Origin of the sequence: Campylobacter sp. BCW_6466, from assembly GCF_001762835.1 — a bacterium.
GTDB lineage: Bacteria > Campylobacterota > Campylobacteria > Campylobacterales > Campylobacteraceae > Campylobacter_D > Campylobacter_D jejuni.
Genome location: NZ_MJXO01000031.1, coordinates 171,140 through 184,590, shown reverse-complemented (window position 1 = coordinate 184,590; position 13,451 = coordinate 171,140). Strand labels below are relative to the sequence as shown.

Annotated in this window: 11 protein-coding genes and 1 pseudogene; 8 read left to right on the top strand and 4 right to left on the bottom strand. The window is 28.9% G+C overall.

The window, feature by feature from the left end; all coding sequences use genetic code 11:
* The first annotated feature begins 41 nt into the window (after window positions 1-41).
* Window positions 42-908 (top strand): glycosyltransferase family 2 protein, encoded by an 867-nt coding sequence (locus AJ887_RS03860; protein ID WP_070284852.1) that lies wholly within the window; start codon window positions 42-44, stop codon window positions 906-908.
* On the opposite strand, the gene AJ887_RS03855 is transcribed toward AJ887_RS03860, so the two are convergent.
* The 4 genes and pseudogenes from AJ887_RS03855 to waaC all read right to left on the bottom strand — a co-directional run bounded on the left by AJ887_RS03855 (window position 900) and on the right by waaC (window position 4,629).
* Window positions 900-1,967 (bottom strand): glycosyltransferase family 4 protein, encoded by a 1,068-nt coding sequence (locus AJ887_RS03855; RefSeq protein ID WP_041160146.1) that lies wholly within the window; start codon window positions 1,965-1,967, stop codon window positions 900-902. The two genes, AJ887_RS03860 and AJ887_RS03855, sit on opposite strands and share 9 nt — an antisense overlap.
* Window positions 1,960-2,727 (bottom strand): annotated as a pseudogene (locus tag AJ887_RS03850) (glycosyltransferase family 2 protein); the annotation flags it as partial. The gene AJ887_RS03855 and the pseudogene AJ887_RS03850, both read right to left, overlap by 8 nt.
* A complete protein-coding gene (gene htrB, locus AJ887_RS03845) occupies window positions 2,724-3,611 on the bottom strand; it encodes a lipid A biosynthesis lauroyl acyltransferase HtrB (protein ID WP_070284850.1) in 888 nt (295 codons plus the stop codon). The pseudogene AJ887_RS03850 and the gene htrB, both read right to left, overlap by 4 nt.
* A complete protein-coding gene (gene waaC / locus AJ887_RS03840) occupies window positions 3,601-4,629 on the bottom strand; it encodes a lipopolysaccharide heptosyltransferase I (protein WP_041160143.1) in 1,029 nt (342 codons plus the stop codon). Before waaC ends, htrB begins: the two co-directional genes overlap by 11 nt.
* A 65-nt stretch (window positions 4,630-4,694) precedes the next feature.
* On the opposite strand from waaC, the gene AJ887_RS03835 reads away from it, so the two are divergent.
* The 7 genes from AJ887_RS03835 to pglB are packed head-to-tail and all read left to right on the top strand — an operon-like array spanning window position 4,695 to window position 13,449.
* Window positions 4,695-5,489: a 3'-5' exonuclease gene (locus AJ887_RS03835; protein WP_044779128.1), complete on the top strand. Its 795-nt coding sequence runs from the start codon at window positions 4,695-4,697 to the stop codon at window positions 5,487-5,489.
* A 57-nt stretch (window positions 5,490-5,546) separates the two neighbouring features.
* Window positions 5,547-6,533 (top strand): UDP-glucose 4-epimerase GalE, encoded by a 987-nt coding sequence (gene galE / locus AJ887_RS03830; protein ID WP_070284848.1) that lies wholly within the window; start codon window positions 5,547-5,549, stop codon window positions 6,531-6,533.
* A complete protein-coding gene (gene pglK, locus AJ887_RS03825; protein WP_070240215.1) occupies window positions 6,527-8,221 on the top strand; it encodes an ABC-type lipopolysaccharide transporter PglK in 1,695 nt (564 codons plus the stop codon). The genes galE and pglK overlap by 7 nt, the downstream gene beginning before the upstream one ends.
* Window positions 8,218-9,297, top strand: a complete 1,080-nt coding sequence (gene pglH, locus AJ887_RS03820; RefSeq protein WP_079676160.1) for a GalNAc-alpha-(1->4)-GalNAc-alpha-(1->3)-diNAcBac-PP-undecaprenol alpha-1,4-N-acetyl-D-galactosaminyltransferase — start codon at window positions 8,218-8,220, stop codon at window positions 9,295-9,297. The genes pglK and pglH overlap by 4 nt, the downstream gene beginning before the upstream one ends.
* Window positions 9,290-10,219, top strand: a complete 930-nt coding sequence (gene pglI, locus AJ887_RS03815) for a GalNAc(5)-diNAcBac-PP-undecaprenol beta-1,3-glucosyltransferase (RefSeq protein ID WP_070240213.1) — start codon at window positions 9,290-9,292, stop codon at window positions 10,217-10,219. The genes pglH and pglI overlap by 8 nt, the downstream gene beginning before the upstream one ends.
* A complete protein-coding gene (gene pglJ / locus AJ887_RS03810; protein ID WP_002853444.1) occupies window positions 10,207-11,304 on the top strand; it encodes an N-acetylgalactosamine-N,N'-diacetylbacillosaminyl-diphospho-undecaprenol 4-alpha-N-acetylgalactosaminyltransferase in 1,098 nt (365 codons plus the stop codon). Before pglI ends, pglJ begins: the two co-directional genes overlap by 13 nt.
* 3 nt (window positions 11,305-11,307) lie before the next feature.
* Window positions 11,308-13,449: an undecaprenyl-diphosphooligosaccharide--protein glycotransferase gene (gene pglB, locus AJ887_RS03805; RefSeq protein ID WP_002870506.1), complete on the top strand. Its 2,142-nt coding sequence runs from the start codon at window positions 11,308-11,310 to the stop codon at window positions 13,447-13,449.
* The last annotated feature ends 2 nt before the right edge of the window (window positions 13,450-13,451 follow it).

Here is a 13,451-nt window from a genome sequence, read left to right as displayed (position 1 = left end):
ATTTTATTTGCGCCATCCTAAAAAACTTTTTAAGAAAAATAATGTCTAAAATTTCAATAATTGTACCCACCTATAATGTAGAAAAATATATAGCAAGAGCTTTGGAAAGTTGCATAAATCAAACCTTTAAAGATATAGAAATAATCGTTGTGGATGATTGTGGAAATGACAAAAGTATAGAAATAGCTAAAGAATATGCCAAAAAAGATACAAGAATAAAAATAATCCATAATAAAACAAACCTAGGCACCTTTGCAGCCAGAAATAATGGTGTTAAACATTCAAATAGTGAGTATTTGATGTTTTTAGATCCTGATGATTATTTAGAGCTTAATGCTTGCGAAAAATTAATCCTCTTAATAAATACTTATAAAATATGCCAATTTTCTTTTACTTATATTAGCAATGGAATTAAATTAAAATCAATATTTAAAGATACACTTAAAAATTTAGAAGAATTTAAAGGAATTTATTGGAATATTTGTACTCTGTTTGTAAAAAAGGATTTTTACTTGGATTCACTAAAAGAGCTTTTTGCAATAGATAAAAAACTCCTTGTAGCTGAAGATATGCTTGCGTTTTTTTTCTTGATAAACAATTTAAATGATGATGGATACTTGCAAGTTGATTTGTATTTGTATAATTATGTAGATAATTCTTTTTCGATCACTAAGCGACGAAAAAATAAAGAGAAAATTCAGGATTGTTTAGATGATTATTTTTATATTTTAAAATATATAAAAGAAAATAAAATTCTTAAAGAAAATTTAAAGTCATATGTTTTGATTTATTTGCAAATTGATATTTTAAAATTTTTATTTAATAATAAAAAAATAAATTATTTTAAATATAAATTACTAAAAAAAATGTATAAAATTAAATTATTTTTTTACCATTTTTTAAAATGAAGCAATTTTATTCCATTTTTTCATAATTACTTCTTTGCTAAATTCTTTTTGTACTTTTTCTTTGGCGTTTTTGCCAAATTTTTCTCTTAAACTTTCATCTTGCATTAATATCTTAAGCTTATTTGCAAATTCTTGTAAATTTCCATCTTCTATTAAAAACCCACTTTTTTTATTATCTATGATATCGCTTGGACCAGTATTGATATCAAAAGCAATGCTTGGAATGGTATAGCTTGCACTTTCAGCTAAAACCATTCCAAAACCTTCAAAATGACTAGTCATTACATAAATACTTGCTTTTAAGTATTCTTTTTCTATGTTTTTATTAAAAGGCAGTAAAATAATGGAATGTTCTAGTTTTTTAGCTTGTATTTTATGAAGAATTTCTTCTTTTAAAAGCCCATCTCCTATGATATGAAGCTTCCATTCTTTAAAATTTTCATCTTTTTGTATTATTTCCCATATATCAATGAGTCTTAAAAAACCCTTTTGATCGCCCTTATCCATTCTTCCCGCACTAAGTACGACTTTTTGCGATAAATTGCTTGTTTTTGAAGATGCGAAAGGGAGAAAATTTGGAATTACTTGTATATTTTTATGCCACTCTTGCCATTTATCAAGTTCTTTGGCTGAAAGTATGATGAGTGTATCAAAATAATCAAAAATCTTTTTTTTCTTTTTTGGAGCTTTGATGTGCCAAATTCTAAAATATTTAAGTTTTTTATTTTTAAAAAAAGGTAAAAAATATCCATCATTAGCTAAAAGAATTTCATTTTTTGCATTTTTAAATTTTAAAATAATTAAAAGTGATAAAAAATAACGATAAAAAGTTTTTAAAAAGATTTTTTTAATTTTATTTGCATGATAAAAATTTTGATTACTAAGATAAGAAATTTTTATATTTTTATAAAGCTCATAAGCAGGTTGTTCAAAGCTTTTGTAAAAGCTAAAAATTTCAACTTCATATTTTTTAGAAAAAGCATTAGCAAGATTAATGCAAACTCTTTCTCCGCCGCCACTTTCGGTAATATCTTTTAAAAAAATATTAATTTTTTCCATGATTTAACTCATAAAGTTTCATATAGCGAAAAAAAGCTCCATTTGCGTTTAAAAGAGCTATAACAAAACCTTTATAGCCATATTTTACACCACCGCGAAAAAAATAATCTTTTATAAAAATCAGCCAAAAGCGCGAAATTGCCCCAAAAATGCTTGCTTTTTTACCTTTTTTGAGTTTTTCTTTTGCGGAAAAACTAGTGTAAAGATTCATTTTATAAATTATACTTTCTATTCCATTACAAGCATAATGCTTTAATCCATTTTTAAGATGAATTTTTTTAGCATTACTTGGTAGAATAAGACTTTCATGTACTAAATTATCATTAAAACGAGTGAAATTTTTATTAAAAATTCTTAAAACATAATCAGGCCACCAACCACATGCCTTTATCCATTCGCCTTTATAGAGATTTTTACGACTAAGTGTGATGATATTATCTTCTTGAAGTTCTAAATTTTTAAGCTCTTTAATACACTCATTTTCAAGCACTTCATCAGCATCAATGCTTAAAATCCAATCATTTTTTGCATAACTTAAAGCAAGATTTTTTAAAGCTCCAAAACCTATAAAAGCACTGTGATAAATGTGCAAATTAGCAAAATCTTTTTTAAATTCATTAGCTATTTTTAGGGTATTATCGCTACTTTCATTGTTAAGTAAAATAATTTCATCAAAACCTTTTAAAGAATTTAAACACTCAAGCAAGGTTTGCTCAGCATTTTTTACGATGATAATAACGCTTATTTGTTTTAGATTCATTTTGCATCCTTGTAAATTTCCTCATTATAACTTGCAAAGCGTCTATGAAAAAAAAAGTATTCCCAAGGTCTTTTTTTAATCATTTCTTCGCAACTTTGTGCTTGATAAAGTGTCAGTTCTTCTAAACTTGCATTTTGAGAATCTTTTGCTTTAAAAAACTCTATGCAAAATTTACCATCTTCTTTATAGGCATAAACAGGGATGATCAAAGCATTGCTTCTTTGTGCGATAAGGCTTGCTCCCATTTGATAATTCACTTCTTTGTTAAAAAATTTTAATCTTACGCTTTCGTTTTCTACACAGTCTTGATCAGTTAAAATTCCCAAAGCTCTCTCCTTTTTTAGAGCACTTAGCATTTGTCTTATACCGCCTTTTTTGTCGATAAGTTCTATGTCAAATTGGGTGCGATTTTGGCTTAAAATTTCATACATAACTTCACTTTTTAACTTTTTTCCTACTATGGCAATCGCACCATATTTAGCCGCATAAGCAAGGCTTAAAATTTCCCAGTTTCCATAGTGTGCAGTTGTGAAGATAATAGGACGCTTTAAAGCCAGGGCATCTATAAGAAAATTTTCATTGATGAAATTTACTTTATTGAGAATTTTTTCTTTGGTGGTGTTTTGATTTTGCAAACAATCAATCCCAAATTGAGCAAAATTTTCATAAATTTTTAAAGACAATTTATCGCGTTCTTTTTGAGTGTATTGAGGAAAACAGATTTGCAAATTTGTATTGATGATTTTGCGGTGTTTTTTGTTAAGATGAAAAGCGATTCTTGCTACAATCAAAGCTAAAAAATGCAAGATACAATCAGGCATAAAAGTAACAAAAAATTTCAAAATATAATAAAGACTAAGATATATTCTATCGCTATTTTTCATTAAGTAAGCCTTTGGCAAGATTGAAGATATCTTCTTCTTCTATACGCGTGATACAAAAATCACTTTTATCGATATGCTTGGCATTTTGAATTTTTTTACCTGTATCAATGATTTTATTGATATGAGTTTGAAAAGCATTGCGGTAGCTTGGTGTTGCACCAAAAATCGTAATAGATGCTTTATTTAAAGCAAAAGCTAAATGTGTTGGACCGCTATCATTTCCTATGATAAGATCCATCATTTTTGTAAAAGCCATTAGCTCTTCAAGATTAAATTTTGGCGCTAATTCTATATGTGTTTCATCAATACCACTAAGATTTAAAACCTCTTTAGCAAATTCGTATTCTTTTACATTTCCCCAAGCGAGCCAAATTTTTGTTTGTTGAAATTCATTGATTAAAAGTTTGCAAAGTATAGCAAGTTTGGTTTTAGGATAGATTTTATTTTCTACACTTGAGCCCACATGTATGAGTATGTTTTTTTCGTTTTTGTCGAGTTTGAGTTTATTATTTAAGAGTTGTTTTAAATTTTCATCTACATTGAAAACATCTTGTTTAAAGGCTAAATTTTTGACATTAAAATCAGTATTTAACATAAAGGAGGTAAGACTTAAGTATCTTACAAATACATTTTCATTGTAATCTAACTCAAGTTTTTGGTTGTAGAAATTATGAGCAAAACTTTCTTTAAGACTATTTTTATCAAAACCAAAATTATTTCTACTTAAAATTCGACTTACAATAGCAGATTTTATGAGCCCTTGTAGATCTATTACTGCATTATAGTTGTTTTTTCTTGCCTTAAGAAGAATTTTTAGGCTTTTTAAAATTTTTTTGTCTTTTAAGGGCAGGGCATAGAGTTTGTCTATTAAAGGATGGTTTTTAAGTATGCCTTCAAATTTTTCATCTACAAACCAATGAATTTCTATATCTTTTTTAAAATTTTTGATAAATTGCAAAACTACGGCACTTTGTATAATATCACCAAGTGCTGACAAACGAACAATTGCTATTTTCATTAAAAGCCTAATATTTTAAAATTTTTGCTATGATTTTAGCGAAATTATTTAAAAAAAGGTTAAAAATGGCAAAAAATGAAGGTTATATTTGTGTTTTTGATTGTGAGAGTGTGCCAGATGTTGAGCTTATCCGCAAAACTTTAGGTTTTGAAGGAAGTGATTTGGAGGTAAGTTTAAAAGCACTTCAGTGGCAAAAAGAACAAAGCGGGAGTGAGTTTTTGCCTTTACCTTATCATAAAATCATCAGTATTTGTGCAGTTTTAAGCGATAATTTTGGAAAATTTATCAAAGTAAATAAAATTGATGGGCAAAATGAAAAAGAAATGATTGAGAATTTTTTTAATTTTATAGAAAATTATGAGCCAAAATTAGTCAGTTTCAATGGTAAAAATTTCGATATGCCTGTTCTTGTTTTAAGGGCTTTAAAATACAATTTAAAAGCAGCAACTTATTTGGATACTCAAAGTGATAAATGGAATAATTATAAAACAAGATTTTCAGAATTAAAACATTGTGATTTATTGGAATCCTTAGGTTCTAATGGGCGTGGAATAAAGCTTGATACACTTTGTTCTATGGTGGGTTTGCCAGGAAAATATGATGTGCATGGCGATGAGGTAATGAAGCTTTTTTATGAAAATGAACTTGAAAAAATCCACGAATATTGTGAAAGTGATGTTTTAAATACCTATATGCTTTTTTTAAAATATGAATTTATTAAAGGTAATGTTAGTGAAGAAGATTATGTTGATTTTCTTTCTTATATGAGGGATTTTTTGCGTGCGAAAAAATCAGATCGTTCTTATACAGAAGTTTTCGCAAAAGCTTGTGAGAGTGAAATTTCAAAAGTTCAATCTTAAGTATTTAAGAAAATATATTAAAATTTATTTCTGATATTTTTAAAAAAAGGAATGATGATGAAAATTCTTATTAGCGGTGGCGCAGGTTATATTGGTTCTCATACTTTAAGACAATTTTTAAAAACAGATCATGAAATTTGTGTTTTAGATAATCTTTCTAAGGGCTCTAAAATCGCAATAGAAGATTTGCAAAAAATAAGAGCTTTTAAATTTTTTGAACAAGATTTAAGTGATTTTCAAGGTGTAAAAGCATTGTTTGAGAGAGAAAAATTTGACGCTATTGTGCATTTTGCAGCGAGTATTGAAGTTTTTGAAAGTATGCAAAACCCTTTAAAATATTATATGAACAACACTGTTAATACGACAAATCTCATCGAAACTTGTTTGCAAACTGGAGTAAATAAATTTATATTTTCTTCAACGGCAGCCACTTATGGCGAACCACAAGCTCCTGTTGTGAGTGAAACAAGCCCTTTAGCACCTATTAATCCTTATGGGCGTAGTAAGCTTATGAGTGAAGAGGTTTTGCGTGATGCAAGTATGGCAAATCCTGAATTTAAGCATTGTATTTTAAGATATTTTAATGTTGCAGGTGCTTGCATGGATTATACTTTAGGACAACGCTATCCAAAAGCGACTTTGCTTATAAAAGTTGCAGCTGAATGTGCCGCAGGAAAACGTGAAAAACTTTTCATATTTGGCGATGATTATGATACAAAAGATGGTACTTGCATAAGAGATTTTATCCATGTAGATGATATTTCAAGCGCGCATTTAGCAGCTTTGGATTATTTACAAGAGAATGAAAGTGATGTTTTTAATGTAGGTTATGGACATGGTTTTAGTGTAAAAGAAGTGATTGGAGCGATGAAAAAAGTTAGTGGAGTGGATTTTAAAGTAGAACTTGCCCCACGCCGTGCAGGCGATCCTAGTGTGTTGATTTCTGATGCAAGTAAAATCAGAAATCTTACTTCTTGGCAGCCTAAATACGATGATTTAGAGCTTATTTGTAAATCTGCTTTTGATTGGGAAAAACAGTGTTAAAAAAACTTTTTTTTATTTTAAGCAAGGAAGATAAAAATTTTTTATTTTTTTTGCTTGTTTTTTCAGTATTTGTTTCTTTTATAGAAACTTTTGCAATTTCTTTGGTAATGCCTTTTATCACTTTGGCTAGTGATTTTTCTTATTTTGATCGTAATAAATATTTAATCAGCCTAAAAGAATATCTTAATATCCCTGTTTTTGAAATCATTGTTTATTTTGGAGTGGGGCTTATTGTTTTTTATGTGTTTAGAGCTTTCTTAAATGCGTATTATTTCCATCTTTTGGCAAGATTTTCTAAGGGGCGTTATCACGCGATTGCTTATAAGGTTTTTTCTAAATTTTTAAATATTAACTATGAAAAATTTACTCAAAAAAATCAATCTGAAATTTTAAAGTCCATTACAGGAGAAGTTTATAATCTAAGCACTATGATTTCATCATTTTTACTTTTGATGAGTGAAATTTTTGTAGTACTTTTGCTTTATGCTTTAATGCTTTTGATTAATTATAAAATCACTTTATTTTTAAGTATTTTTATGGTGTTAAATGCCTTTATTTTAGTGAAAATTTTAAGCCCTGTCATTAAAAAAGCAGGACTAAAACGTGAAGAAGCGATGAAAAATTTCTTCGAAATTTTAAATACAAATTTAAATAATTTTAAATTTATCAAGCTTAAAACCAAAGAAGATGGAGTATTAAGCCTTTTTAAAGCACAAAGTGAAGCTTTTTCTAAAGCAAATATTACCAATGAAAGCGTAGCTGCAGTGCCTAGAATTTATCTTGAAGGAATAGGTTTTTGTGTACTTGTTTTTATCGTGGTATTTTTGGTTTTGAAAAATGAAAGTGATATTTCAGGTATTTTATCCACGATTTCTATTTTTGTTTTAGCGCTTTATCGCTTAATGCCAAGCGCAAATCGTATTATCACAAGTTATCATGATTTGCTTTATTATCATTCTTCTTTGGATATTATTTACCAAAATTTAAGACAAGAAGAAGAAAATTTGGGCGAGGAAAAATTAAGCTTTAATCAAGAGCTTAAAATTTGCAATCTTAGCTTTGGTTATGAGGGAAAAAAATATTTATTTAAAAATCTTAACTTAAACATTAAAAAAGGCGAAAAAATCGCTTTTATAGGGGAGAGTGGTTGCGGAAAAAGTACCTTAGTAGATCTTATCATAGGACTTTTAAAACCAAAAGAAGGGCAAATTTTAATTGATAAGCAAGAGTTAAATGCAAGTAATGCAAAAAATTATCGCCAAAAAATAGGCTATATCCCACAAAATATCTATCTTTTTAATGACAGCATAGCTAAAAATATTACTTTTGGAGATGCGGTTGATGAAGAAAAACTTAACAGGGTTATCAAACAAGCAAATTTAGAGCATTTTATAAAAAATTTACCTCAAGGAGTGCAAACAAAAGTAGGTGATGGGGGGAGTAATTTAAGCGGGGGACAAAAACAACGCATAGCTATAGCAAGAGCTTTATATCTAGAGCCTGAAATTTTAGTGCTCGATGAAGCAACTTCTGCGCTTGATACTCAAAGTGAAGCAAAAATCATGGATGAAATTTATAAAATTTCTAAAGATAAAACCATGATTATTATCGCACATCGCCTTTCTACGATAACGCAATGTGATAAGGTTTATCGTTTAGAACACGGTAAGCTTAAAAAGGAGAAATGATGAAAATAAGCTTTATTATCGCAACTTTAAATTCAGGAGGCGCTGAGCGTGTTTTGGTAACTTTAGCTAATGCACTTTGTAAAGAGCATGAAGTAAATATTATTAAATTTCACGCAGGAGAATCTTTTTATAAGCTTGAAAATGAAGTTAAAGTTACAAGTTTAGAACAATTTAGATTTGACACACTTTATCATAAAATCGCAAGTCGTTTTAAGAAATTTTTTGCTTTAAGAAAGGCTTTGAAAGAAAGTAAGGCTGATGTTTTTATTTCTTTTTTGGATACGACTAATATTGCTTGTATTGCTGCGAAAATAGGGCTTAAAACTCCACTCATTATAAGTGAGCATAGTAATGAAGCGTATTTAAAACCTAAAATTTGGCGTTTTTTAAGAAGAGTAAGTTATCCTTTTTGTGATGCTTTAAGTGTGCTTGGAAGCAGTGATAAGGTGTATTATGAAAGATTTGTAAAAAGGGTTAAGCTTTTATTAAACCCTTGCCATTTTAGCGAAGAAATTCCTTTTGATTCTAGTTTTGAAAAAGAAAATGTAGTTCTTTTTATAGGGCGTTTAGATCACAACAAAAACCCTGCAATGTTTTTAAAAGCTATAGCGCATTTGGATAAAAATTTGCAAGAAAATTATAAATTTGTTATAGCAGGAGATGGAGAGTTAAGGCAAGAGCTTGAATATAAGGTAAAATCTTTAGGAATAAAAGTTGATTTTTTAGGACGCGTTGAAAATGTCAAGGCTCTTTATGAAAAAGCAAAAGCACTTTGCCTTTGTTCTTTTGTAGAGGGTTTGCCAACGGTTTTAATTGAAAGTTTGTATTTTGAGGTTTGTAGAATTTCAAGTTCTTATTATAATGGTGCTAAGGATTTAATCAAAGATAATCATGATGGGCTTTTGGTAGGTTGTGATGATGAAATAGCACTTGCTAAAAAACTTGAACTTGTTTTAAATGATGAAAATTTTAGAAAAGAACTTGTAAATAGTGCCAAACAAAGGTGTAAAGACTTTGAAATTTCTCATATCAAAGAAGAATGGCTTAAGCTTATAGCTGAGGTTAAAAATGCCTAAACTTTCTGTTATAGTACCAACTTTTAATCGTCAAGCTTTGTTGGAAAAGGCTATTAAAAGCATACAAAATCAAGATTTTAAAGATTTAGAAATTATTATAAGTGATGATAATTCTAGTGATGATACTAAAAGTGTGGTGCAAAATTTACAAAAAGATGATGATCGCATTAAGTATTTTTTAAATCAAAATTACAAACAAGGTCCAAATGGCAATAAAAACAATGGCTTAGATCAAGCAAGTGGCGAGTTTGTAACTTTTTTAGATGATGATGATGAGCTTTTATCCGGGGCTTTAAGTACCTTGATGCAAAAAGCAAATGAGGGTTATGCTCATGTTTTTGGAAATTGTTTGATAGAAAAAGAAGGAAATTTAAGCAAGGAATTTAGCGGCAAGGGCTTGGAAAAAGATAGTGAAATTTCTAAAAAAGATTTTTTAATGGCTAAATTTAGCGGAGAGTTTTTTTCTGTTTTTAAAAAATCTCTACTTGAAAACAAGCGTTTTAATGAAGAATTTTATGGCAATGAAGCCACGCTTTGGGTAAATTTATACAAGGAAAAAAGTTTTTATATCCATAAGGCTTTTAGGATTTATAGGATTTTTAGGCAAGATAGCGTGACTTTAGGTGCGAGTAAAAATGCTTATAGGGTGTATTTGGGATATTTAGAGCTTGCTAAAATTTTAGAAAATGAACTTAGAATGAGTAAGGATGAAGATTATAAAAAAACTTGTGCGAGTTATTATAAAATGGCAGCTTATTATGCAAAACTGGCGAAAAATCATAAAGCTCTTTATAAATGTTTGTTTAAAAGCCTGAGTATAAAAATCAACGCTCCTGGTTTGATATTACTCATTTTAAGTATAATTCCAAATAATATGATTGAAAAATTATCAAAAATTCGGGTGGCTTTATGCAAAAATTAGGCATTTTTATTTATTCTTTAGGAAGTGGTGGTGCTGAAAGAGTTGTGGCGACTTTATTGCCTATTTTAAGTTTGAAATTTGAAGTGCATTTGATCTTGATGAATGATAAAATTTCTTATGAAATTCCAGAGTGTCAAATTCATTTTTTAGAATGTTCAAAACCTAGTGAAAATCCTATTTTGAAATTTTTAAAACTACCTTTTTTGGCTTTAAAATACAAAAAACTTTGCAGAAATTTAGGCATTGATACAGAATTTGTTTTTTTAAATCGACCTAATTATATAGCTTTAATGGCAAGAATGTTTGGAAACAAAACTCGCCTTGTGATCAATGAATGCACTACGCCAAGTGTGATGTATGCGAAAAATAATTTTAATTCTTTGGCAAATAAATTTTTAATTTCTTTACTTTACCCAAGGGCTGATTTAATCTTGCCTAATTCTAAAGGAAATTTAGAAGATTTAGTGCAAAATTTTAGCATAAATCCAAAAAAATGTGAAATTTTATACAATGCCATCGATTTAGAAAACATAGAGCAAAAAGCCCTTGAAGATATAGCTTTAAAAGATAAATTTATTTTAAGTGTAGGCAGACTTGACAAAGGTAAAAATCACGCTTTATTAATTCGTGCTTATGCGAGATTGAAAACAGATTTAAAGCTTGTGATTTTAGGTGAAGGTGTGCTTAAAGATGAGCTTTTGGCTTTGATTAAAGAGTTAAATTTAGAAGAAAAGGTTTTGCTTTTAGGATTTGATAATAATCCTTATAAATACATGGCTAAATGTGAATTTTTTGCTTTTGCTTCTGTGTTTGAAGGTTTTTCAAATGTTTTAATTGAAAGCTTAGCTTGTTCTTGTGCGGTAGTTTGCACTGATCATAAAAGTGGTGCAAGAGAGCTTTTTGGAGATGATGAATTTGGACTTTTAGTAGAAGTAGATAATGAAAACTCTATGTTTCAGGGTTTAAAGACTATGCTTGAAGATGATAAATTAAGAAAAGCGTATAAAAATAAGGCTAAAACTAGGGCTAAGGCCTTTGATAAAGTAAAAATTGCACGTGATGCTTTGAAATATTTATTAGGATAAAAGATGTTGAAAAAAGAGTATTTAAAAAACCCTTATTTAGTTTTGTTTGCGATGATTATATTAGCTTATGTTTTTAGTGTATTTTGCAGGTTTTATTGGGTTTGGTGGGCAAGTGAGTTTAATGAGTATTTTTTCAATAATCAATTAATGATCATTTCAAACGATGGCTATGCCTTTGCTGAGGGCGCAAGAGATATGATAGCAGGTTTTCATCAGCCTAATGATTTGAGTTATTATGGATCTTCTTTATCTACGCTTACTTATTGGCTTTATAAAGTCACACCTTTTTCTTTTGAAAGTATCATTTTATATATGAGTACTTTTTTATCTTCTTTGGTGGTGATTCCTATTATTTTGCTAGCTAATGAATACAAACGTCCTTTAATGGGCTTTGTAGCTGCTCTTTTAGCAAGCATAGCAAACAGTTATTATAATCGCACTATGAGTGGGTATTATGATACGGATATGCTGGTAATTGTTTTACCTATGTTTATTTTATTTTTTATGGTAAGAATGATTTTAAAAAAAGACTTTTTTTCATTGATTGCCTTGCCGTTATTTATAGGAATTTATCTTTGGTGGTATCCTTCAAGTTATACTTTAAATGTAGCTTTAATTGGACTTTTTTTAATTTATACACTTATTTTTCATAGAAAAGAAAAGATTTTTTATATAGCTGTGATTTTGTCTTCTCTTACTCTTTCAAATATAGCATGGTTTTATCAAAGTGCCATTATAGTAATACTTTTTGCTTTATTCGCCTTAGAGCAAAAACGCTTAAATTTTATGATTATAGGAATTTTAGGTAGTGCAACTTTGATATTTTTGATTTTAAGCGGTGGGGTTGATCCCATACTTTATCAGCTTAAATTTTATATTTTTAGAAGTGATGAAAGTGCGAATTTAACACAGGGCTTTATGTATTTTAATGTCAATCAAACCATACAAGAAGTTGAAAATGTAGATCTTAGCGAATTTATGCGAAGAATTAGTGGTAGTGAAATTGTTTTCTTGTTTTCTTTGTTTGGTTTTGTATGGCTTTTGAGAAAACATAAAAGTATGATTATGGCTTTACCTATATTGGTGCTTGGGTTTTTAGCCTTAAAAGGGGGGCTTAGATTTACCATTTATTCTGTACCTGTAATGGCCTTAGGATTTGGTTTTTTATTGAGCGAGTTTAAGGCTATATTGGTTAAAAAATATAGCCAATTAACTTCAAATGTTTGTATTGTTTTTGCAACTATTTTGACTTTAGCTCCAGTATTTATCCATATTTACAACTATAAAGCACCAACAGTTTTTTCTCAAAATGAAGCATCATTATTAAATCAATTAAAGAATATAGCAAATAGAGAAGATTATGTGGTAACTTGGTGGGATTATGGTTATCCTGTGCGTTATTATAGCGATGTGAAAACTTTAGTAGATGGTGGAAAGCATTTAGGTAAGGATAATTTTTTCCCTTCTTTTGCTTTAAGCAAAGATGAACAAGCTGCAGCTAATATGGCAAGACTTAGTGTAGAATATACAGAAAAAAGCTTTTATGCTCCGCAAAATGATATTTTAAAAACAGACATTTTACAAGCCATGATGAAAGATTATAATCAAAGCAATGTGGATTTGTTTCTAGCTTCATTATCAAAACCTGATTTTAAAATCGATACGCCAAAAACTCGTGATATTTATCTTTATATGCCTGCTAGAATGTCTTTGATTTTTTCTACGGTGGCTAGTTTTTCTTTTATTAATTTAGATACAGGGGTTTTGGATAAACCTTTTACCTTTAGCACAGCTTATCCACTTGATGTTAAAAATGGAGAAATTTATCTTAGCAACGGAGTGGTTTTAAGCGATGATTTTAGAAGTTTTAAAATAGGTGATAATGTGGTTTCTGTAAATAGTATCGTAGAGATTAATTCTATTAAACAAGGTGAATACAAAATCACTCCAATCGATGATAAGGCTCAGTTTTATATTTTTTATTTAAAGGATAGTGCTATTCCTTACGCACAATTTATTTTAATGGATAAAACCATGTTTAATAGTGCTTATGTGCAAATGTTTTTTTTAGGAAATTATGATAAGAATTTATTTGACTTGGTGATTAATTCTAGAGATGCTAAGGTTTTTAAACTTAAAATTTAAGG